The organism is Corynebacterium gottingense (assembly GCF_007559235.1).
GTDB classification, from domain to species: Bacteria; Actinomycetota; Actinomycetes; order Mycobacteriales; family Mycobacteriaceae; genus Corynebacterium; species Corynebacterium gottingense.
The window spans coordinates 19,590-41,882 of sequence record NZ_VMHH01000012.1 but is presented as its reverse complement, the minus strand read 5'-3'; the positions used below and the strand labels follow the sequence as shown (position 1 = coordinate 41,882).

15 protein-coding genes and 1 tRNA gene are annotated in these 22,293 nt (G+C 64.6%); 4 read left to right on the top strand and 12 right to left on the bottom strand.

Annotated elements, in window-relative coordinates; genetic code table 11:
• Positions 1–212: 212 nt before the first annotated feature.
• The 7 genes from FPH17_RS10810 to FPH17_RS10780 form a co-directional block, all read right to left on the bottom strand.
• Positions 213–2,795 (bottom strand): DEAD/DEAH box helicase, encoded by a 2,583-nt coding sequence (locus tag FPH17_RS10810; protein ID WP_154880505.1) that lies wholly within the window; start codon positions 2,793–2,795, stop codon positions 213–215.
• Positions 2,796–2,797: 2 nt separating this feature from the next.
• Positions 2,798–4,813 carry a site-specific DNA-methyltransferase gene (locus FPH17_RS10805; RefSeq protein ID WP_154880503.1) on the bottom strand — a complete coding sequence of 672 codons (2,016 nt, stop codon included), beginning with the start codon at positions 4,811–4,813 and terminating at the stop codon, positions 2,798–2,800.
• Positions 4,814–5,136: 323 nt separating this feature from the next.
• Positions 5,137–5,209, bottom strand: a tRNA-Arg gene (locus FPH17_RS10800).
• 44 nt (positions 5,210–5,253) lie between these two features.
• Positions 5,254–5,532, bottom strand: coding sequence for a mycoredoxin (locus FPH17_RS10795; protein ID WP_154880501.1), 279 nt, complete (start codon positions 5,530–5,532; stop codon positions 5,254–5,256).
• A 1-nt stretch (position 5,533) separates the two neighbouring features.
• Positions 5,534–6,016, bottom strand: coding sequence for a dihydrofolate reductase (locus FPH17_RS10790; RefSeq protein WP_154880499.1), 483 nt, complete (start codon positions 6,014–6,016; stop codon positions 5,534–5,536).
• Positions 6,016–6,822, bottom strand: coding sequence for a thymidylate synthase (locus tag FPH17_RS10785; RefSeq protein ID WP_154880497.1), 807 nt, complete (start codon positions 6,820–6,822; stop codon positions 6,016–6,018). The genes FPH17_RS10790 and FPH17_RS10785 overlap by 1 nt, the downstream gene beginning before the upstream one ends.
• Positions 6,819–7,595 carry a 3'(2'),5'-bisphosphate nucleotidase CysQ gene (locus FPH17_RS10780; RefSeq protein ID WP_154880495.1) on the bottom strand — a complete coding sequence of 259 codons (777 nt, stop codon included), beginning with the start codon at positions 7,593–7,595 and terminating at the stop codon, positions 6,819–6,821. Before FPH17_RS10780 ends, FPH17_RS10785 begins: the two co-directional genes overlap by 4 nt.
• Positions 7,596–7,674: 79 nt before the next feature.
• Here FPH17_RS10780 and FPH17_RS10775 point away from each other — a divergent pair, with 79 nt between their 5' ends.
• The 3 genes from FPH17_RS10775 to FPH17_RS10765 all read left to right on the top strand — a co-directional run bounded on the left by FPH17_RS10775 (position 7,675) and on the right by FPH17_RS10765 (position 14,546).
• Positions 7,675–12,348, top strand: coding sequence for an ATP-dependent helicase (locus FPH17_RS10775; protein WP_154880493.1), 4,674 nt, complete (start codon positions 7,675–7,677; stop codon positions 12,346–12,348).
• Between the two features lie 83 nt (positions 12,349–12,431).
• Entirely contained in the window at positions 12,432–13,700 is a 1,269-nt protein-coding gene (locus FPH17_RS10770) for an ATP-binding protein (protein ID WP_238397063.1), read from the top strand.
• A gap of 36 nt (positions 13,701–13,736) precedes the next feature.
• Positions 13,737–14,546, top strand: coding sequence for a DNA-formamidopyrimidine glycosylase family protein (locus FPH17_RS10765; RefSeq protein ID WP_154880491.1), 810 nt, complete (start codon positions 13,737–13,739; stop codon positions 14,544–14,546).
• A 4-nt stretch (positions 14,547–14,550) separates the two neighbouring features.
• On the opposite strand, the gene FPH17_RS10760 is transcribed toward FPH17_RS10765, so the two are convergent.
• The 4 genes from FPH17_RS10760 to FPH17_RS10745 all read right to left on the bottom strand — a co-directional run bounded on the left by FPH17_RS10760 (position 14,551) and on the right by FPH17_RS10745 (position 18,722).
• Entirely contained in the window at positions 14,551–15,183 is a 633-nt protein-coding gene (locus tag FPH17_RS10760) for a DedA family protein (RefSeq protein ID WP_095277091.1), read from the bottom strand.
• A 49-nt stretch (positions 15,184–15,232) separates the two neighbouring features.
• Entirely contained in the window at positions 15,233–16,720 is a 1,488-nt protein-coding gene (locus tag FPH17_RS10755) for a glutamate-cysteine ligase family protein (protein WP_154880489.1), read from the bottom strand.
• 6 nt (positions 16,721–16,726) lie between these two features.
• A complete protein-coding gene (gene pgi, locus FPH17_RS10750; RefSeq protein ID WP_154880487.1) occupies positions 16,727–18,364 on the bottom strand; it encodes a glucose-6-phosphate isomerase in 1,638 nt (545 codons plus the stop codon).
• A gap of 64 nt (positions 18,365–18,428) precedes the next feature.
• On the bottom strand, positions 18,429–18,722 hold the full coding sequence (locus FPH17_RS10745; RefSeq protein ID WP_154880485.1) for a chorismate mutase: 294 nt from the start codon (positions 18,720–18,722) through the stop codon (positions 18,429–18,431).
• Positions 18,723–18,823: 101 nt separating this feature from the next.
• On the opposite strand from FPH17_RS10745, the gene pcrA reads away from it, so the two are divergent.
• Positions 18,824–21,160: a DNA helicase PcrA gene (gene pcrA, locus FPH17_RS10740; protein WP_154880483.1), complete on the top strand. Its 2,337-nt coding sequence runs from the start codon at positions 18,824–18,826 to the stop codon at positions 21,158–21,160.
• Here pcrA and FPH17_RS10735 read toward each other — a convergent pair.
• Positions 21,157–21,849, bottom strand: coding sequence for a M23 family metallopeptidase (locus FPH17_RS10735; RefSeq protein WP_154880481.1), 693 nt, complete (start codon positions 21,847–21,849; stop codon positions 21,157–21,159). The genes pcrA and FPH17_RS10735 overlap by 4 nt on opposite strands.
• Positions 21,850–22,293 lie beyond the last annotated feature (444 nt).

The window sequence follows — 22,293 nt, the reverse complement described above, 5'->3', positions numbered from 1 at the left end:
GAGTAGTTGGTCGAAACCCTGCGGCGAAGTACGTCAAGGGCCCTCCGCTGGAAGTCTCCGCTTCCAAACGTGAACGTTTAATTCGGTGCTCGCGTGATGAAGCGGGGTTAATACCGCACCACCAACAAATCTTTACATCTAGCCCGCCCAATAGCTTCCCTTCCCTGGCCGCCACAAGAAGGCGCATCGCCACGCCTCTGCTTCATCGTTTACTAGAGTCTCGGCATCCGCTCCGTCACCGAACCGGCAACCAAGTCGGCCCACGAGTCGGAAGAGGCAATGTCATCCTCGTAAGCAATGAGGTAGCCCCAGGTCTGGTCCTCGTACTCCGGCATGCCCACGAGCTGACGCACTACGCGCTCGGCGGCTGCTCGCTTGGCCTGGACGCGCTCGTCGTCACGGCCGCGGTTCTCCTTGGCCTCGACAATCCAGTGAGTGCCATCTTTGTCGTAGACCACGAAGTCCGGTACGTAGGAGTTGTGCGGAGTGTACGCCACCCGTGCGCCCTCGTGGGAGTAGATCCGCTTCCACCACACCACGTTCGGGTCCAGGTCGAGTAGCGCCGCCAGGCGGTACTCGCCAGTAAATGAGTCGAAGCGTGCCGCTTCGAACAGCCCCTTCTTCCAGGTGCCGTAGTATTCCGCGCTGCTAAAACCTGCCTTGCCTGCGCTCTTTTCCTGCCGGTCGAGCAGGTCGAGGATCTTCTTGTCGAGCGCCAAGGCAAACGAGTCGTCAACCGGGAGGGCAACCGGGCGGATCGATACCGTGGTCCCAGTCTGGGCGTTCGCCTTCCTGGACTCTTCAATAACGAGCTCGCGCAAGTGCCGGGCTGCGGACTCCTTGGCCTTCTCCGTCCACTGCTCGATCTTCGTCGCCTCCATGAATGCCGGCACAATGCGGCGCTTCAGTTGGCTCGTGTTCTCTGTCGTTGCGGCAACCGTACCGGAACCCATGACGCGGCGGATGAGTTCCGCGGCGACCTGGGAAGGAGTCTGTTTGAAACTCGGCACCGCGGAGCGGTCGTCGTTGTCGAGTTCGATTTTGTTGCCCTCGTCTGCCACACCGATCTTCGTGCGCGCCAAGTACTCGTCGGTGTTGGTGACCTTGTCAGCCCGCTCAACAATGATGGAGTTCGGAATATCAACCAGCTCGAACTGTTTCTTTGTCTTTGTCATAGCCGAAGACGGGAAGGCGAAGGTGGTGCCAGCGAACTTCTCGTTGAAGTGGACAACGACTGGCGTGAACACCTCAACGCTTTTCGCAACGTCGTCTTCGTCGGTGAGTGCTCGTGTGCCGACGGTGCGGTCAACTGGGGTGTCAGGTACGTCTACGAGGGTGTCTGAGCCCTCGCCAGGCTGCACCGTGGCGACAGTCTCGGCGGTGTCGGTAGAGGGGGCGCCCGCAGCGCCGGAGCCGCCTCCAGGCCCGGCGCCAACCTGCGGCGGATTAGTCGTGCCAGGCGGGGTAATGATCTTCTTGTTGTCGCCTTCTCGCACCGCGTTCTCGATACCGAACTGCTTGAGCACGTTCTCACTTTCCAGCAGTTTGACGAAGGACTCGTGCGACAAAATGTCCAGCTCGTCAATGGCCGGCACTTTAGTCAGCGCCCCGAACGGCAGGCGAAGGCCTCGCCCCATGACCTGCTGGGTGAGCACCTCAGAGCCCATTGTGCGAAGCGTACACATCACCGCAATGCGCTTCGTGTCCCAGCCTTCACGCAGCTTGTTGACCGAGACGATCACCCGAACCGGGGAATTGTTCGTGTCGAGGTCGCGCAAATAGGACTGGGTGGCGTTGTTGTTGTGCTCGTTGTCCACCTGGAGCACCGCAAGCGGGTCCCCAACGAAGCCTGGTCCGCGCAGACGTTCGGCGATCTTGGTGGCATGCGACACGTCAGAGCAGACCACGAACAGTAGCGGTTTGGTCTGCTTGCCGCCTCTGTGTGCGGCCCTATAGTTCGCGTACGCCTCCTCCTTGATAGCCAGCAGTGACAATGCGTCTTGGAGCTGGCGGTCTTCCGAGGCGTAGCCCGACTCGCGGTAGACCAACACCGGTTGTTTGACGTAGCCGTCCTGAATAGCCCGCCACAGCGGGTAGTGGTAGACAATGTCGTCGCCCTTGTCCGGCGAGGCGGTCAGCCCCACAGTCACGGCGGGTTTCAGCGAAGTCAGCGACTTGCGGAACGTTTTCGCGGTGGAGCCGAACAGGTGGGACTCGTCGGCAATGATGACCAAGTCTTCCGTGTCGATCAACCGTTGCGCCAGCGCGCCGGAGTCCTCCTGGAATTTCCACGTTTTGCGGCGTGCCGCTTCGTCTCCCGTTGCGACGTTTCTGCCGCCGTCCTTCGGCGGGAAAAGTTGCTGAACATTGAAAACGTACAGCGTAGAGGCACCTTCGCCCACAAACAGGTCGGACGAGACGTTATCGACTCGAAGGTTCGACACGTCACCCGGTGTGACAAGCCGAGGCGGAACGTCGAAGCCGCCAATGTAGCGGTGCGAGCCTTCGGTGAAGTCGAGAACGGTCTTGTCCTGCACGACCTTCGTCGGCGTGACCACCATGACGTTGGGGTGGCCCTGGCGGCGCAGGTACTCGATAAACGCGGCCATGACGTAGGTCTTGCCAGCACCCGTTGCGAGGTTGAGTACCAGCGGCTCTAAAGCGGCGTAGTCACCTTTTTCGATTCGTTTCACCAACTCGGCAAGCGCTTCGGCGTTCGGTGCGCGGAGGTCGAACTTGTTCGAGAGTTCTGCAACCAGGTTTTCGTCGTAGGAGAGGTTCAATTTCTGTGCCATGGTTACTTCTCCTCTTCGGCAGCGTCGGAATACGGGAAGACCTCAAGCGGGACGTGAACGACTCGCGAGCCGTTCTTGAACGAGCGGACATGTTCTCGGGCGAAGTCGTCGACCACGGTCGCGGCAAATAGGACGGAGTGTCCTTCGGGGAGGTGCGCCATGGTTTCGTCAATCTTCTCCTCGTCCAAAACACCTTCGACGACGACCAAGTGCTCGCGGCCGCGCTTGCCGTCGAAGTGCAGGTCGTTAGGCGTGAGCGCAAAGCGGAGTTGTGCGGCCACGGAGCGCACGAGCAGGTCGCCGGTGGCGTGCTCGGTCAGGGTAGTCAGAGCCACCTCGGGGTCGTAGTCGAAACAGGCCGGCTCAAGGTGGGCTACCTGGAAGCCTCCACCGCCTCGCCAGTTAACCACGCCCTTAACCGGCTTGGTCTTGGTCATTGCCTTGAGTTGTTTCACCGCGGGGTTCTTCTTGAGCTCGTCGGAGTTCTTGATGGTCTTGTTCAGCAATGAGGTGAACTTTTGCGCCTCCTCCGGGGTAAGACCCTCGGGCAGACCGTCCTCGGTAGCGTCGGCGCGCTCTTCTTTCTGGAGCGTGATACCGCCCTGGTCCTCGTTGTTGACAACCTTCTCTAGGCGCGGCCGAGTGAAGCGGTTGAACGTGTCCTCCACGAGTTCGCAGGTCACCCAACGGCGTCCCATCTTCTGGGCGACGGCAGCGGTGGTTCCCGAACCGGCGAACACGTCGAGGACAACGTCACCGGGGTTCGTGGCGATGTGGATGATGCGCTCAAGGAGGCGTTCGGGTTTCGGGGTGGAGAAGGAATTTTGGCCTGGGAATAGCGCCTGAACTTCCTTTTTTGCACTATCAGTGTGACCTACTTCCCGGTGGGGAAGCAGGTTAACCGGAGTCCTACCAGGCATGTCAGCAAGGTACATCTTGGAACCGAACTTAGAACCTGGTTTCAGTGAGATTGTGTAGTTGGGCCAAGGGCCTGTCTCGTACACCCTTCGTGCGCGGTCCGCGTCCTCCTCGCTCCAGTTAGGGATAACGAGCGGGGGAACCTTCTGATACTTTTTTGCGATTTCGCCACCGAAGACACGCTCCCGTTCCTTGATCTCCTGGGGGGTAACTTCTCCTAACTCGTACCGCCCCCATCCGCGCATAATCTCCAGCATGGTCCCTTGATTGAACCGCCACGTACGACCGAAAGCCGGGTACACCATCTCCCCTGTGAGCGGGTGCTGTATGCCATACAAGAAGATTTGCTGGTTTACCTGCGCCCCCGGAGCATTTGCGTCACCTTTCTTCCAAGCCCCGCGCGGGTCGCCGTCCGGGTTGGAGTATCGAGCGTCCATCTCCGCGGTTCTTGCTAAGCGGTGGGGGGAGAACAACTCCGTCTTTCGGTATCCCAGTATCACGTCGGTGACTGCGGGAACCGTCGTTGAGTCGTTACGCGGGGAATACGTCTTCTCCCAGACCATCTCTGCGACGAAATTCTCTGCCCCGAACACCTCATCGAGCAGCACCCTCATCCTGTGGTTCTCCACATCATCCAGGTGGACCCAGATCGACCCATCCTCACTCAACAGGTCGCGCAGGTGCAGCAGCCGGTCACGCATCATCGTCAGCCAAACCGAGTGCTCCAGGTTGTCCTCGTAGTTGGTGAAGGTCTGCGATGTGTTGAACGGCGGGTCAATGTAGATGCACTTGACCTTGCCGACGTACTTCTCGGACCACTCTGGCATCCGCGTGAGCGCTTCAAGCACGTCGCCCGACTCACCCAGAATAAGCAGGTTATCCGACTGCGGCTCCAGGTCTGCGCGTTCGGAGTAGGTCGTGCCCTCCTCCTTTTCAGACCTCGTTCCGGCCACCGTCTCGTCAACCGTCAATACCCTCGTCTCGCAATACCGCGGGTCGCGTGGGTCAACCCAGGTGTAGCCGTAACGGCCTTGTTCTGTGGGAATGAGTGCCTTGTCCTTGTTCGTCCAGGTCAGCTCAAGGCGTTGTTGTCTGCCCAACTATGTCTCCTTCGCGCTAGTCGGGTGTGTTTTCGTCGCTTCTCAGAGTAGCCGGGAGCGCGACGCTGGCCCGACAAAACGGCCTATACGGCGAACCTGTTTCTACATCAAAAAGTTCGTGCCGTCGTCACATGAGCGAAACCGCATAGCACCCCCGGAATGGGTCAATCAAATACCCGCGGACGGGGTAATCCGCGCGTGCAAACATGCACACACTTGCACCGTTGCCGTCGACGTCGTTCCGGCCTCCCGCGTCGACACATCGAATCGGAGCGACTTGCGCCTGCCAGGGGGTGTACTGTGCCCCAGAGTGCCCCAGAGAGTGCCCCAGAGAGGAATCGAACCTCCGACACCGGCTTTAGGAGAGCCGTGCTCTATCCACTGAGCTACTAGGGCAATAGTGCGAGCGTACCGCACCCGCGCGCGGCACAGAAAATCAGCTACGCGCCGGCCAGCTCGGCCTGCTTCTCGCGCACGGCGGATGCGGGCGGGTTCGTCGCGTGGGTGCCGTCGGAGTAGAGCACGGTCGGCACTACGCGGTTGCCGTCGTTGACGGACTCCACCCATGCGGCCGCGTCCTCGTTGCCGGCGGCCTCGACGTCTACCACGTCGTAGGGCGTCTCGGTGCGGTCCAGGTTCTCGCGCAGTTTGCGGCAGAACGGGCACCAGCTGGTGGCGAAGACGGTCACGTGAGCGTTGGTTTCGGGGGTCGCAGTCATGCTACGAGTCGGTCCTTTCAAATCGTTGGTGCTTAAAGCGGGTGCCGGTTCGGGAGATATTCCACTCGCCGTCGCGTACCAGAGCAAATTCGGCGCCGAGGCGGGGTGCATAGACCGGGTGGGGGAGGGAATCGGCCACGCGGACGTCGATAAGCGTGAGCTCAACAACGTCGACCTCGTCGAGCGTGGCTTCGTAGATCTGGCCGCCGCCGATGATCCACGCGTCCGTCTTCAGGTCGGGAAGGTCGGGAGACACGAACGCCCCGTCCGACCACGCGCCCGGTTCGCGCGAGCTGAGCACATGGTTCGGGCGGCCCGGCAGCGGTTTCTTCGGCAACGACTCCCACGTCTTGCGCCCCATGATGACCGGGTGGCCCATGGTGACCTCTTTGAAGAACTTGAGATCCTCCGGCACACCCCACGGCATATCGGTGCCGGTGCCAATGACCCCATCGAGAGACTGCGCCCAGATCGCGCCCAGCACTACACCGACACCTGCGCTTTGATCGTGGGGTGCGGGTCGTAGCCGACGACCTCGATGTCCTCGAAGGTGTAGTCGAAGATGCTCTCTGCCTTGCGCAGTTTCAGCTGCGGGTACGGGCGCGCATCGCGGGAGAGCTGCTCGCGGACCTGCTCGACGTGGTCGTTATAGATGTGGCAGTCGCCGCCCGTCCAAATCAGCTCGCCGACCTTGAGGCCCGCCTGCTGCGCAAACATGTGCGTGAGCAGGGCGTAGGAGGCAATGTTGAAGGGCACGCCGAGGAACATGTCTGCCGATCGCTGGTAGACCTGCATGCTCAGGGTGCCGTCCACCACATAGAGCTGGAAGAGCAGGTGGCAGGGTAGAAGCGCCATCTTGTCCAGCTCGGAGACGTTCCAGGCAGAGACGATGTTGCGGCGTGAATTCGGGTTCTCTTTCAGCGTGCGTAGCGCTTCCGCGATCTGGTCCACGTGCTGGCCGTCCGGCGTGGGCCAAGAGCGCCACTGCACGCCGTAGACGGGGCCGAGCTCGCCGTTGTCGTCGGCCCACTCGTTCCAAATGCGAATGCCGTTGTCCTTGAGCCAGGCGATGTTGGACTCGCCACGCAAAAACCAGAGCAGCTCGCCGACGACACCTTTGAAAAAGACCTTCTTGGTGGTCAGTAGCGGAAAGGACTCAGCCAGGTTGTAGCGAAGCTGGCGCCCAAACAGGCTTACCGTGCCCGTTCCAGTGCGATCGCCCTTGGCTTTGCCGTGCTCCGAGATCTCGCGGAGGAGATCCTCGTAGGGGGTCGGAGGGGTAGCCGTCACTTAGAGGCAACCCCCTCGAAGCTGCCGTGCTCCTCGTAGTACTTCGCACACGCAGCGAGGACGTCGTCGGCGATCTCCGGGCGGCAGATCACCATGTCGGGCACGTAGGTGTCCTCGTTGTTGAAGCGCATCGGGGAGCCGTCGAGGCGTGAGCAGTGCAGGCCCGCGGCCAGCGAGACGCCGACCGGGGCTGCCTGGTCCCACTCGTACTGGCCGCCGGCATGCACGTAGGCGTCATAATCGCCGAGCAGCACGTGCATGGCCTTCGCGCCGGCGGAGCCAACCTTTGCCGTTTCAAAGCCCAACGCGTCGGCGACGGCCTCAGCCACAGCCGGCGGACGGTTGCGCGAAATCGCAACTTTGCCAGCGAAGGGGCCGGTGACATGGCGCACGTCGGACGACTTAAACACCACGCCGAGGTCCGGCAGACCGACGGCTGCGTGGGTGGGCACACCATCTTCTACCAGCGCGATGTGCACGGCCCAGTCCTGCCGACCGGTGGCAAATTCCTTGGTGCCGTCGAGCGGATCGACGATCCAGACGCGCTTGTTGTCCAACCGCGAATGGTCGTCCGCCGCCTCCTCGGAGAGGAATCCATCGCCCGGGCGGTGCTGCTCCAGCACGCGCGCGATCCAGTTCTGGGCGAGGTCATCGCCTGCCTCGCCAAGCTCGCGTCCTCGCAGCAGGCCGACACCGCGGATCCCTTTGAGGATCTCGCCGGTGCCTTGGGCGATGAGGTTGGTCAACCGGGAGTCAGAATACTGCGCACTCATAGTTCAAACACTACCGCAGGACCCCGGGCGCGGTGTGCTGTGTTTTCCGCCCGTGTGCGCGGTGGCTATCCTTGCTGCCATGAGCACGGCGATCCTCGAGCGTTTCCACCCCCAGGTCTCCACCTGGTTTAGCGAGGTCTTCGCCGAGCCCACCCCGGTCCAGGCGGGCGCCTGGGAAGCGATTGCAAACGGTGAAAACGCGCTCGTGGTCGCCCCCACCGGCTCGGGTAAAACGCTCGCGGCCTTCCTCTGGTCGCTCAATTCGCTCGTGGAGCGCGCCGGGCAGCAGGCAATGCCTATCGACGGCGCGCAGTCCTCAACCCACGGTGGCGTCCGCGTCCTCTACATCTCCCCCTTGAAAGCGCTGGGCGTGGACGTGGAAAACAACCTGCGCGCGCCGCTCGGCGGCATCGCGCGCGTCGCGCAGCGGATGGGGCGCGATATGCCGGACATCTCCGTTGGCGTGCGCTCGGGCGATACGCCGCAGGCGGAGCGCAACCGCCAGCTGCGAAAACCGCCGGACATTCTTATCACCACCCCGGAGTCGCTCTACCTCATGCTCACCGCCAAGGCGGCGGGCATCCTCAGGACCGTGGACACGGTGATTGTCGACGAGATCCATGCGCTCGCGGGCACCAAGCGCGGCGTGCACCTTGCGCTGTCTCTCGAGCGCCTTCGCCGCCTGGCCGGGAACTTCCAGCGCATCGGACTTTCCGCGACAGTGCGCCCGCTGGAATCGGTGGCGAACTTCCTGGGTGAGAAAACCACGATAACTAATCCGCCCGCGCAGAAACGCTGGCAGCTCGATGTACACGTGCCGGTCGAAGACATGTCGGATCTCCCGGTGCCTGAGGATGCCTCGACGATTGGCGAGGCGGTGATTGAGGGCGACGTCGATACGCTTGTGCTTGACGACGCCACCGAGCCCGCGCCGCCGGGCGCATCGAAATCGATTTGGCCGCACATCGAGCGAGCAGTCTACGACGAAGTGATGGCGCACCGCTCGACCATCGTCTTTGTCAACTCCCGACGCACCGCGGAGCGACTGACCAGCCAGCTCAACGAGCTCTGGGCGAAGGAGCACGACCCGGATGCGCTGTCACCGGAGACTCGCCGCCCGCCGGCGCAGTTGATGAAGTCGGTGGACACGGCGGGCCACGCCACCCAGGTCATTGCGCGTGCCCACCACGGCAGCGTGTCCAAAGACGAGCGCTTGCAGACCGAGACCATGCTGAAGGAGGGCTCGCTACGCGCGGTGATCGCCACCTCGTCTTTGGAGCTTGGCATTGACATGGGTGCGGTGGATCTGGTCATCCAGGTGGAATCGGCACCGTCGGTGGCCTCAGGCCTGCAGCGCGTCGGACGCGCCGGGCACACAGTCGGGGCGATTTCGCAGGGCAGTTTCTACCCCAAGCACCGCTCCGACCTGGTGCAAACCGCGGTGACGGTGCCGCGGATGCGAGATGGCGCGATCGAGGAGTTGCACACCCCGCGCAGCCCCCTGGACGTGCTCGCGCAGCAGACCGTTGCGGCGGTCGCGTTCGAGGACCTGGACGTGGACGAGTGGTTCGACACCGTGCGCCGCGCCTGGCCCTACCGGGACCTGGCGCGCGAGGTGTTCGATTCCGTGATCGACCTGGTCACCGGGGTCTACCCGTCGACTGACTTCGCGGAGCTGCGCCCGCGCGCCATCTTGGAAGGTACGACGCTGAAGGCTCGGCCGGGCGCGCAGCGCGTGGCGGTGACGAACGCGGGCACGATCCCCGACCGCGGCATGTTCGGCGTGTTCTTGCTCGGCGCGGACGACAAAGCTCCCCGCCGCGTCGGCGAGCTTGACGAGGAGATGGTCTACGAGTCTCGCGTGGGCGATGTGTTCACGTTGGGTGCGACGAGCTGGCGCATCGAGAACATCACCCGCGACCAGGTGCAGGTCACGCCCGCGCCTGGGCACACGGGCCGCCTCCCGTTCTGGAATGGCGACGGCTTGGGCCGCCCCTACGAGCTGGGCAAGGCGCTCGGCGGGTTCCGTCGGAAAGCGCGCTCGGGCGAGGGCATCGACCCGGCGCTCGACGAGTTCGCCCGCACCAACCTCGTCGCCTACCTGCAGGAACAGGAGGAGGCCACGGGCGTGCTGCCGGACGAGCAGACGCTGGTGCTCGAGCGCTTCACCGACGAGCTGGGCGATTGGCGAGTGGTCCTGCACACCCCCTTTGGCAAGGGCGTGAACGCCGCCTGGGCGCTGGCCACCGGCTGGCGCGTGGCGCAGGAGACCGGCATGGACGCCCAAGCCGTCGCGGGCGACGACGGCATCGTCCTACGCCTGCCGCAGGGGGAGAAGGAGCCGGACGGGGCGCTCTTCCAGTTCGACGCCGACGAGATCGCCGACATCGTCACCGAGCAGGTGGGCAACTCCGCCCTGTTCGCGGCCCGCTTCCGCGAGTGCGCCGCCCGCGCCCTGCTCCTGCCGCGCCGCAACCCGGGCAAGCGCGCGCCACTGTGGCAGCAGCGCCAGCGCGCGGAGCAGCTGCTCGACGTCGCGCGCAACTACCCGTCGTTCCCCATCATCTTGGAGACGGTCCGCGAGTGCCTCCAGGACGTCTACGACCTGCCCGCGCTCCAGGAGGTCGTGCGCGAGCTGTCCACGCGCCGCATCCGCATCGCGGAGGTGACCACGGACCAGCCGAGCCCGTTCGCCTCCTCGCTGCTGTTCAACTACACCGGCGCCTTCATGTACGAGGGCGACACCCCGCTCGCCGAAAAGCGCGCCGCCGCCCTCTCGCTCGACCCGTCGCTGCTGGCCAAGCTCTTGGGCACCGTGGAGCTGCGCGAGCTTCTCGACGCCGACGTGATCGCCGAAACCGACGCGAAACTCCGCCGCCTGGGCCGCGCGACAACCAGCGAGCAGTTCGCCGACACACTGCGGATGGTGGGGCCAGTCGCCGTGGACGCGCTCTCGGACTACACCGACGTTCCCCTGGCCACACTGGAGGAGAGCCTGCACGGCCGGGTGATGCGGGTGCGCATCGGCGGGCGCGAACACATCGCGCAAACGCTCGACGCCCCGCTGCTTCGCGACGGCCTGGGCATCCCCGTCCCGCCCGGAGTCCCCGCACAGGTGGACACCATCCCGGACGCGCTGCAGCAGCTGGTCGGGCGCTGGGTGCGCACGCGCGGCCCGTTCACCCTGCGCGACCTGGCCGACGCGTTTGGCCTCGCGGTTGGCGCGGCGCACGAGCCGCTGACCCGACTGGTGGACCAGGACAAGGTGATCCCGGGGCGCTACCGGCAGGGCGTGGACGAGGAAGAATACGTCGCCGCCGAAGTCTTGCGCATCATCCGCTCGCGCTCGCTGGCAGTCGCCCGCGCGCAGACCCAGCCGGTGACGCAGTCCGCCTACGGGCGTTTCTTGCCGGCCTGGCACAGCATCGCCCCGGCGGGCGTGCGCCCAGCGTTGCGCGGCGCGGACGGCGTGTACACCGTGCTCGAGCAGCTTGCCGGGGTGCGCCTGCCCGCCAGCGCGTGGGAGTCGCACATCCTGCCCGCGCGCGTGGGCGACTACTCGCCGGTGATGCTCGACGAGCTCACCGCTGGCGGCGAGATCCTCATCGTCGGCGCGGGCAAGGCCGGCGCGCGCGACCCGTGGATCATGCTGCTGCCCGCCGACTACGCCGAACAGTTCACGCCTCAGGTAGAAGAACCGCAGCTTAGCCTCACGCAGACGCAGGTGATGGAGCGCATCCGCAGTGGCGGCGGCTACCTGTTCGCGGACCTGCTCGGCCCCGTCACCGAGCGCACCACGACCACCGAGGAGCTGCGCGAAGCCATGTGGGACCTGGTCGAAGCCGGCTGCGTTTCACCCGACTCCTTCGCGCCCATCCGCGCCCGCCTCGCCGGCGGCAAAGGCAAGTCGGCGCACCGCACGCGGCGCCGCCCGCAACGCAGCCGCATCCGCTCCGGGCGAACCACCTTCGCCAACACCACGCCGCCGGACATGGTGGGGCGCTGGGCCGCGACACCCCGCGCGGACACCGACGCCACACGCCGCTCCGTCGCGCTGGGGGAGAGCCTGCTCGACCGCTACGGCGTGGTCACCCGCGGCTCCGTTGTTGCCGAGGACATCCTCGGCGGCTTCGCGCTGGCCTACAAGACGTTGTCCGGCTTCGAATCCTCCGGCAAGGCGTTGCGCGGCTACCTCATCGAGGGCCTCGGCGCGGCGCAGTTTTCCACCCCGGCCACCATCGACCGGCTGCGCGGGCACGCGGACTCCGACGACATCATCGGTTGGCCATCCGGAACCCGCGAGCCGCATGTCCACGTGCTCGCCGCCACCGACCCCGCCAACCCCTACGGAGCCGCACTCCCGTGGCCCGTGCAGGGCCCGACCAGGGCCGCAGGGGCCATCGTCGTGCTTATCGACGGCCTCCTCGCCGCCCACGTCACCCGCGGCGGCAAAACCATGACCACGTTCTTCGATGGCTTCCCGGATGGGCTCGACGATCCGCTTTCGCTGGTCATCGAGGCGTTGGATGAGGCGGTGCGCGCCGGGCGGATGCAACCACTGGGCGTCGAAAAGCTCAATGGAGGCCCCGCGTTTGGCCTGCGCGATTACGGGGCGCGGGTGACGCACAAGGGCGTCAAGATCGGCGCGAAAGCGGTCGCCCCTCCGAAGCGGCGCGGCCGGAGCGTGGCCGAGGCGATCGGCGAGATGGAAGCGGCGCGCGGGCCCGCCGAGGGGCTCAGCTTCGACGATTAGCTCTCCGAAAACTGCAAAATATCAAGTACGATGTCTGCAAAACATAAAGTATAAAACCTGCAATATGTAAAATAGGGGGAGTTTTGGACACACAACAGTTGGCTGGCCGTCGATACCGTCCGCGAATCGTCGATAAGCGGCTTGAGTTTCTGCTCGAGGCGAGCGGTGCAGTGATTATTGAAGGGCCTCGCGGGTGCGGGAAGACGATGACAGGGCTCCACCACTGTGCGTCGTATGCGCTCATCGATGACCCTGCGACAAACCAAGTTGCGAAACTCGCGCCGGCCGCTGTGATAGACGGTCCTCGACCGCGGCTTCTCGATGAGTGGCAAACTGCCCCCGATCTGTTCAATCTCGCCCGACGAGAAGTGGACCTAGCAGCAGAACCTGGACAATTTATTTTAGCCGGATCAGCGGTTCCTGCGGATAGCATTACTAGACATACCGGTGCGGCTCGATTTCTTCGGCTTCGGCAACGCACACTCACGCTGTGTGAGAAGGCAGATTACGCCCCCGTCGTATCGCTGGCTGGACTCCTACAAGGGGAGCCGTTCACCCCCGACGCTGGTCAGATTTCCTACACCCAAGTCATCCAAAATCTGCTCACTCCGGGGTTTCCGGGATTCCAAACCGGAAATGAGCAGATCGTGTTGGCCCAGTTACGCGGATACCTGTCGGAGGCAGCGCGTTCGGACATGCACCGCGTGGCGGACTTGCGCGTGACTCCACTTGCTACAGAGCGGCTGATTGCGGCAATCGCAAGGTCCGTTTCTGGGGAAGTTTCCGTCTCCACACTGCGAAAGGATTTGGATACGGTAAGTCCAGGAATCTCGCTACCGACGGTGACGAAACTCCTCGACAGTCTGCAGCGGATCTTTGTCGTGGAGGCCGTCTCCGCATGGGCCCCGCGGCTTCGCTCGAAAGCAAGGTTGCGTGTCTCGCCCAAGTATCACCTGGCCGATCCCGGGTTAGCCATTGCGGCACTCGGAGCAACATCCGCCTCATTGACCGCGGATCCTGAGACAGTGGGGCTTCTCTTCGAATCGGCCGTGATCCACGACCTCGCAGTCATGATCGAAGCAATGGGAGGTTCCATCTACCACTACCGGGACTCAAACGGCAACGAGATCGATGCGGTGCTCACACTGCCTGATGGGCGCTGGGGTGCTGTCGAAGTGAAAACTGGGTTCAGTGGGGTTGAGCGAGGCGTGGCCTCGCTGAAAAAGGCGATCGCCTCGATAGATCACGAATCCGGACCTCCAACGTTTAGCGCGGTGATCACGGGCACAGGCATCACAGCTCCGCTCGACGACGGGATTGTCACCTTCCCGCTGCACCAACTCCGTACCTAACCCGCGACTAGCGCCCCCGGGGCCTAGAATCGCACCATGCCTGAAGGGGATTCCGTCTACCAGCTGTCCAAGCGCCTGCAGTGGATGACCGGCCGGGAGGTCACGCGCACGAGCCTGCGCGTGCCCCGCTACGCCACGGTCGACTTCACCGGCATGACCTGCGAGCGCGTGTGGCCCTACGGCAAGCACCTGTTTATGCAGTTCGGCGCGCCCGGCCACACGGCGCAGATCCTGCACACACACCTGAAGATGGAGGGCACCTGGGCCTTCCACCGGGCGGGCCAGCGGTGGCGCAAGCCCGGCCACGCCGCCCGCGTCGTGCTCTCGTTTGCCGACGCCCCCGCCCCCGACATCGAGCTCGTCGGGTTTTGGATCGGACTTGTCCGGGTCTTCCCGGCCCGCGAGTACCCCCAGGAGATGGGGTATTTGGGCCCGGACCTGCTTGCCGATGACTTCGACGCCGCCGAGGCGATCCGCCGCATCGAGGCGGACCCGGACATGGAGATCGGGCGCGCGCTGTTGGATCAGCGCAACCTCGCCGGGATCGGCAACGAGTACCGCGCCGAGATCAACTTTCTGGCGGGGACCCACCCGGCGTTGAAGGTGGGGGACGTGGACGTCGCAAAGCATGTGGCCCTTGCGCGCCGGCTGATGTGGGCAAACAAAGACTCGCCCGTGCGCGTGACCACCGGGATCAAGCGTGCGGGCGAGACGAGCTACGTGTTTGGGCGGAACCGGAAACCGTGCAGGCGCTGCGGCACGCTCATTACCAAGGGGTTTCTCGGAGGCGAGGGTGACCTGGAGCGCGTGATCTGGTGGTGCCCGCGGTGCCAGCCCGCGCCGTGAGCCGCTACTGGGCGGGGGCGCCTTCCTTGCGCTCCTTCATGGCGCGGCGGATGAAGAAGGCGAGGAAGCCGACGATGATCAGGATGAGAATGACGTAGATGACCTTGGAATACGCATCGACGTACCCGGTGACCTCCTCCCACCGGTCGCCGAGCGCGTAGCCGAGGGAGACCAGGATGGTGTTCCAGATCGCGGAGCCGAGCGTGGTCCAGATACCAAACGTGAGCAGGCTCATGCGGTCCAGGCCGGCGGGGATGGAGATCAGGGAACGGATGCCCGGGATGAGGCGGCCGATGAACACGGAGGTCCTGCCGTACTTGTCAAAGAATTTCAGCGACGCATCCACGTCGGAGGCTTTGACCAGCCACATCCAGTCCGCGATCTTGCGCAGGCGGGCGGCACCCAGCCAGGCGCCGATGCCGTAGAGGAGGTACGCGCCGACGACGGAGCCGACGATGGACCAGATGAGCACGGAGGCGAAGGACAGGGAGCCCTGCGCCACGGTGAAGCCGCCGAGCGGGAGGACCACCTCAGATGGGATTGGCGGGAAGAGGTTTTCTAGCAGGATGGCGATGCCAACGCCCGGGCCGCCGAGGATCTCCATGAGGTGGATGATCCAGTCGATGATTCCTTGCACGGCTACTCCTTGTATTCCATTTGGGCCGAAGCTAAACGCTTATTGTGCCCTACGAGACCTCCAAGGACCAAGTGTGCACAGGCGCGCCGGACTGCTGGTTTGCTACGTATTGCCTGAGCACGCGGGCGAGCGCGTCGCCGCGCTCCTTGGTGGCCGGCCGCGACTGCGGGGCGATGGAGTTGAGCGCGTTGAGCTGCCACATCGCCCCGTTTTGGCGCGTGCGGGCTCGGCCCTCGATGATGCCGAGGTATTCGTCGGCGAGGTGGGGTGCGACGTCGAGAAGCTCCAAACCCTCGTGGGCGAGGGGCAGCAGGTGCTTTGCGACGAGCTTCGTGACGTCAATACTGCCCAGCGTCGGCCAGGTCATCTGCGCGGTGAGCCCGTGGCGCGCGCCCTCGTGGAAGTTGCGCTCGGCGTCCTCGAAGCTGAGGCGCGACCAGACGGGGCGGGTCTGCTCGCTGAGCGCCTTGACCATGCCGTAGTAGAAGGCGGCGTCCGCGATGATGTCCTTGACAGTGGGGCCTGCGGGCAGGAGGCGGTTTTCCACGCGGATGTGGGAGAGCTCCGTGTTCGGGTCGTAGATGGCGCGGTTCCAGCGCCAGATCGTGCCGTTGTGCAGGTTGAGGTAGTGCAGCCCGGGGCTGTCGCCCTTCATAAACGGGGCGCCGGCCTGCATGCGGCCCTCCGGGAGCAGCGGGGAGAAGTACCGGACGTTCTCCTCGAACAGATCGAAGACGCTGGTGATCCAGCGCTCGCCGAACCAGACGCGCGGGCGCACGCCCTGGTTGATCAGCTCCTGGGTGCGCGTATCGATGGACTGCTGGAACACGGGGATGCGCGATTCGTGCCAGACCCGGTGCCCCATAAAGAGCGGGGAGTTCGCGGACAGTGCGGCTTGCACGCCAGCGATCGCCTGGGACGCGTTCCAAGCGTTAGCGAAGCGCGCGGGGGAAACCTGCAGGTGGAGCTGGATGGACGTGCAGGTGGATTCGGTGGCGATGTCCTCGAAGTTGTGGCGGTAGCGCTCCTCGCGCCACAGGTTGAGGTGGACGAGCTCACCGCGGGTATCCATGATGGAGTTGTTCAGCCCCGCGTAGCGGTTCTCCGGCGTCATCCACGCCGGGTTTTTGAGGAACTTCGAGGTCATGGTGGGCAGGGTGCCGATCATCGCGACGGTGGAGCCGGCGGCCTCCGCGGCCTCGGACACCTCTTTGAGGCGCCGGCTGAGCCCCTCCTCGAGCTTGGTCAGGCCGTCGCCCGCAATGGACAGCGGCGGGTGGTTGAGCTCGACGTTGTAGGCGCCGATTTCAGACTGGAACTCGTCGCCGAGGCGCTCGAGCACGGCCTGGTTGTTGGCGTGCGGGCGCATCTCCGCGTCCACCAGGTTGAGCTCCAGCTCCAGCCCGATCGTGCCGTGGCTGACAAACTCCGCCTCCTGCAGGTGGCGGTCGAAGAGCTCGAGCTCGTCCTCCAGGCGCCTCCGGTACACTGAGCGCTGGCGCGGGGTGTAGGAATCCGCGGAGATTTGCTCGCCCATGGGTGCCTACTTCTTGCTGCGGTACCAGGAAATCAGTGCATCGGTAGAGGCATCGCCGGTGTTCGGTGCCTCCTTGCCCGCGACGGCGGCTGCGAGGTCGTTGGCCTGCTGCTTGCCCAGCTCAACGCCCCACTGGTCGAAGGAGTTGATGTCCCAGATGACGCCCTCGGTGAACACGATGTGCTCGTAGAGCGCGATGAGCGCGCCCAGGGTAAACGGGCTGAGTTCCTCGGCCAGGATCGTGGTGGTGGGGCGGTTGCCCGGCATGACCTTGTGCGGGGCCAGCTCGTTGCTCACGCCCTCCGCCTCGATGGTCTGCTGGTCCTTGCCAAACGCGAGCACCTTGGTTTGGGCGAAGAAGTTGCCCATCAGCAGGTCGTGCATGGAGCCGGTGCCGTCGGCGGTGGGGAAGTCCTCCTTCGGCGTGGCAAAACCGATGAAGTCAGCGGGCACCATCGTGGTGCCCTGGTGTAGGAGCTGGAAGAAAGCGTGCTGGCCGTTGGTGCCCGGCTCGCCCCAGAAGATCTCGCCGGTGTTGTAGGTGACCGGGGAGCCGTCGTGGCGGACCGACTTGCCGTTGGACTCCATGGTCAGCTGCTGCAGGTACGCCGGGAAGCGGGAGAGGTCCTCGGAGTAGGGGAGCACGGCGTGAGTCTGGACGTCGTAGAAGTTGCGGTACCAGACGTTGAGCAGGCCCATCAGCGCCGGGACGTTCTCGGACAGCTTGGTGGTGCGGAAGTGCTCGTCCATGGCGTGGAAGCCCTCGAGCAGGCGCATGAAGTCCATCGGGCCGATCACGGCCATGAGGCTCAGGCCGATTGCGGAGTCGACCGAGTAGCGGCCGCCAACCCAGTCCCAGAAGCCGAACATGTTGGTCGTGTCGATGCCAAACTCGGCGACCTTCTCCTTGTTCGTGGATACGGCGACGAAGTGCTTGGCAATCGCGGACTCGTCGCCGTCGAACTGCTCGAGCAGCCAGCGCTTCGCCGCGTGCGCGTTGGTCAGCGTCTCCTGCGTGGTGAACGTCTTGGAGGCGATGATGAACAGGGTCTCCTCCGCGTTGCAGCGGTCCAGCACCGCGGCCATGTCTGCCGGGTCGACGTTGGACACGAACTCCGCGGTGATACCTGCGGTGGCGTAGGCGCGCAGCGCCTTGGTCGCCATCGCGGGACCCAGGTCCGAGCCGCCGATGCCAATGTTCACGACCTTCTTGATGGTGTGGCCGGTGTGGCCGAGCCACTCGCCGGAGCGCAGGGCGGAGGCGAAGTCGCGCATGCGGCCGAGGACCTCATGGACGTCGGCGGCGACGTCCTGGCCGTCGACCTCCAGGTCCGCCTCGGCCGGCAGGCGCAGCGCGGTGTGGAGCACTGCGCGATCCTCGGTGTTGTTGATGTGGGCGCCGTCAAACATCTGGCCGATCTTGTCCTGCAGGCCCGCTTCCTCTGCGAGGGCGGTCAGGGCGTCGAGCATGGAGGCGTCGATAAGCTGCTTCGACATGTCCACGTGCAGGCCTGCCGCCTCGAAGGTGAGGTTTGTCGCGCGGTTGCTGTCCGCGGCGAAGAGGTCGCGCAGCGTGGTCTGCGACTTCTCGGCGTGCAGCTTTTCCAGGTTTTTCCAGGCAGACGTGGACGTGATGTCGGTCATTATTCCTCCCAAGGAAGTGCGAATCGTTCTCACCCCACGGTAGCCAAAAGTGCGGTGCGAGTGCCTAGCCCAGCTTCCCGCGGCCCAGGCGCAGCAGAATGTTGGCCAGGGTTGGGCCTTCCTCGCCCAGCTCGTCGCGGAACTGGTTGATGATTGCCACCTCGCGGGTGTGCACGAGCTTTGTGCCGCCGGATCCCATCCGCGTCTTGCCGATGGCGCGGGAGACCTCGGAGCGGCGCTTCACCGCGTCCAGGATCACCCGGTCCAGCCGGTCGATTTCCTTGCGGTACTGCTGAATCTCCGCGTCTGACAGCGGGTCATCGGTGCCAGAGGGCATGCGGATGTCAAATTCGCTCATGGCAGGACATTATGCCACGGCACCTGCGGAGATGGACCGTTTTATCCAGGGTGTTCGAACGGGCTCGGGGCGATGTTGGGGCGGTGGGTACTCTGAACCGCATGACTGATCTGACCCTGGGACTCAATCCGCAACAGCAGGCGGCTGTGCAGCACGAGGGCTCGCCGCTGCTCATCGTCGCCGGCGCAGGCTCCGGCAAGACCGCCGTGCTGACCCGCCGCATTGCTTACCTGTTGCAGGAGCGCGGGGTCGCGCCGTGGCAGGTGCTCGCCATCACCTTTACTAATAAGGCGGCCGCGGAAATGAAGGAGCGCGTCGCCCAGTTGGTCGGCCCGGAGTCGGAGCGCATGTGGGTGGCCACGTTCCACTCGGTCTGCGTGCGCATCCTGCGCCAGCAGGCGCAGCTCGTGCCGGGGCTGAACACCAACTTCACCATCTACGACTCGGACGATTCCCGCCGCTTGCTGTCCATGATTGCCAAGGACTTCAACCTGGACCTGAAGAAGTTCTCCGCGCGCACCCTGGCCAACGGCATCTCCAACCTCAAGAACGAGCTGGTGGACCCGGACACCGCGTTGGCGGACGCGGAGCGCACCCACAACCCGTTCGAGACCACCGTGGCCAAGGTCTTTGCGGAGTACCAGCGCCGCCTGCGCCAGTCCAACGCCCTGGACTTCGATGACCTGGTGGGGGAGGTCGTGCGCATTCTCAAGGAGCACCCGCAGGTCACGGAGTATTACCGCCGCCGCTTCCGCCATGTGCTGGTGGACGAGTACCAGGACACGAACCACGCGCAGTACGAGCTCATCCACACGCTCGTGGGCACGGGTGCGGACGCCCCGGAGCTAGCAGTGGTGGGCGACTCAGACCAGTCGATCTACGCGTTCCGCGGCGCCACGATCCGCAACATCGAGGAGTTCGAGCGCGACTACCCCAACGCGCGCACCATCCTGTTGGAGCAGAACTACCGCTCCACCCAGAACATTTTGAACGCGGCCAACTCGGTGATCGCGCAGAACGAGGGGCGCCGGCCGAAGAAGCTGTGGACCGACCACGGCGCGGGCGAGAAGATCGTCGGCTACGTCGCGGACAACGAGCACGACGAGGCCCGCTTTATCGCCTCGGAGATTGACCAGCTGTCAGACTCCGGCGTCCCGTACTCCGACATGGCGGTCATGTACCGCACCAACAACGCCTCCCGCGCGCTCGAGGACATCTTCATCCGCTCCGGCATCCCGTACAAGGTGGTCGGCGGCACGCGCTTCTACGAGCGCCGCGAGATCCGCGACATCGTCGCCTACATGAAGGTGCTGGACAACCCCGATGACACGGTGAGCCTGCGCCGCATCGTCAACGTGCCCAAGCGCGCGATCGGCGACAAGGCCCAGGCCATGGTGGCGCTCCACGCGGAGAACCAGGGGGTGAGCTTCGGGCAGGCGCTTATCGACGCCGCGTCGGGGAACGTCGACATGATCAAAGCTCGCGCCAAGAACGCGATCAGCGGGTTCGTGGAGCTCATGGACGGACTGCGCAAGGAGATGCCGGAGCTGCGCAACGAGGTCACGGGCATGCCGGACCTGGGCCAGCTTGTCTCCCGCATCCTGGACGCGACCGGGTACAAGGCGGAACTGGAGGCGTCGAACGACCCCCAGGACGCGACCCGCCTGGACAACCTCAACGAGCTCGTCTCCGTCGCGCGCGAATTCTCCTCCGAGGCGGCCAACCAGGTCGCCTACATGTCGGACGAGGAGCTCGACGCCGTGATGGTGGAGGGCGAGCCCGCGCCGGGATCGCTGCAGGCGTTCCTGGAAAAGGTTTCTCTTGTGGCGGACGCGGACCAGCTGCCGGACAATGAGCAGGGCGTGGTCACCATGATGACGCTGCACACCGCGAAGGGCCTGGAGTTTCCCACCGTCTTTGTCACCGGCTGGGAGGACGGGCAGTTCCCGCACCTGCGCGCGCTGGGGGACCCGGACGAACTGGCCGAGGAGCGCCGTCTGGCGTATGTGGGCATCACCCGCGCCAAGCAGCGGCTGTACCTCACGCGCGCGATGCTGCGCTCCTCGTGGGGGAACCCCGTGACCAATCCCGCCAGCCGCTTCCTCGCGGAAGTCCCGGAGGACCTCGTCGACTGGCGCAGGACGGAACCGAGCGGAACCGGCACGTCCGGCGCCTGGGGCTCGCCCGCGCCCCTCGGCGGCGGCCGGCGCTCGGGTTCTGGTCGGCGCTCGGGGCGCGGGGCCGGTTCCAGCGGGGTGAAGGTACAGAAGAACCTCAACCTGGCGCCGGGCGACCGGGTCAACCACGCCAAGTACGGGCTCGGCACCGTCCAGTCGGTGGACGGCGCGGGAGTCCGTGAGACCGTGACGGTGGACTTCGGCTCCTCCGGCACCGTCCGGCTCATGCTCATCGGCGGGCTGCCGATGGAGAAGATTTAGGAGATCCGGATGCCCTGCTGGGCGAACCAGGGGACGGGATCGACCTGGTTCACGCCGTCCGGCTTGATCTCAAAGTGGAGGTGGGGGCCGGTGGACTGGCCCTCAGAGCCGATCTGAGCGATCTGCTCGCCAGCCTTGACGCGCTGGCCGACGGACACGTTGTACTGCGACATGTGGCCGTACACGGATACCTCGCCGCCGTCGTGCTGGATGACGACCCAGTTGCCAAATCCCTGCGCCGGTCCAGCGTTGATCACGGTGCCGTCCATCACGGCGTAGATCGGGCTGCCCAGGCTGTTGGCGATGTCGATGCCGCGGTGCATGGTGCCCCAGCGCATGCCGAAGCCGGAGGTGAACGTACCGGTGGCCGGCGTGACCACGGTGCGGCCGTCGGCGGTGCGGCCGCGCTGCATGGTCACGCCGCCTGCGCCGTTGTCGGGGGTGAACTGGCTGCTGATCTCCTGGCCGAGCGCGCGTGGGTCGTAGACAATGCTGTAGTCGCCGACGGTGACGGTGGCGCCGGACTCCAAAATGGTGTCCGCGGCCTTGGCCAGGTGCTTGACCGCATCCTGTTGGTTTTCTACCGGGGCGCCGTTGATCTGGATGGCCGGGCCGGCAAATGCCGGGGCGGGCAGCAGGGTGAGCGAAAGCGCCGTGGCAGCGACTGCGGCAAGCAGGCGACGTTGCATGTGCGACAAACCTTTACATTGAGGGGAGCGTATACCGCGTTAAAACTTAGCGCGCCGGCACCCCGTGAGCAACGCTCTGACGTGCATTTTTGTCGAAAAGTTGTGTCATTTTCCGCCGTCCGCGCAGGTCAACGCGGGTGTTACTGGAGTGAAAATTGTTGCAAAAGTGACGCGAGTTTCGAGGGGGAGTGTGGGGATGAGGGCCGGTATGGGCAGAAGCAGCGCGGATGCTCTACGCCCGACCTGGCCAGGGGTGAAAAAGGCGCGCCCCAAACGGCCCGTCCTGCATGACGAAGACTGGATGACGAGGGTGCGACGAAAATTCCGCGCCTTCGTCATCGCGTTCTCGTCACACAGGCCAAACCGCACTCCATCGACATGCCGAGCCGGGCAGTACTGCCCCTTGATCCCTGCGAACGCCGCAGCAACGCAAAACGCCCCGGG

Coding starts and splice junctions, on each gene's coding strand:
- FPH17_RS10765 (WP_154880491.1), top strand. CDS start 13,737: ATGCCTGAAGGGGATTCCGTCTACCAGCTGTCCAAGCGCCTGCAGTGG.
- FPH17_RS10810 (WP_154880505.1), bottom strand. CDS start 2,795: ATGGCACAGAAATTGAACCTCTCCTACGACGAAAACCTGGTTGCAGAA.
- FPH17_RS10735 (WP_154880481.1), bottom strand. CDS start 21,849: ATGCAACGTCGCCTGCTTGCCGCAGTCGCTGCCACGGCGCTTTCGCTC.
- FPH17_RS10775 (WP_154880493.1), top strand. CDS start 7,675: ATGAGCACGGCGATCCTCGAGCGTTTCCACCCCCAGGTCTCCACCTGG.
- pgi (WP_154880487.1), bottom strand. CDS start 18,364: ATGACCGACATCACGTCCACGTCTGCCTGGAAAAACCTGGAAAAGCTG.
- FPH17_RS10755 (WP_154880489.1), bottom strand. CDS start 16,720: ATGGGCGAGCAAATCTCCGCGGATTCCTACACCCCGCGCCAGCGCTCA.
- FPH17_RS10795 (WP_154880501.1), bottom strand. CDS start 5,532: ATGACTGCGACCCCCGAAACCAACGCTCACGTGACCGTCTTCGCCACC.
- FPH17_RS10745 (WP_154880485.1), bottom strand. CDS start 18,722: ATGAGCGAATTTGACATCCGCATGCCCTCTGGCACCGATGACCCGCTG.
- pcrA (WP_154880483.1), top strand. CDS start 18,824: ATGACTGATCTGACCCTGGGACTCAATCCGCAACAGCAGGCGGCTGTG.
- FPH17_RS10780 (WP_154880495.1), bottom strand. CDS start 7,595: ATGAGTGCGCAGTATTCTGACTCCCGGTTGACCAACCTCATCGCCCAA.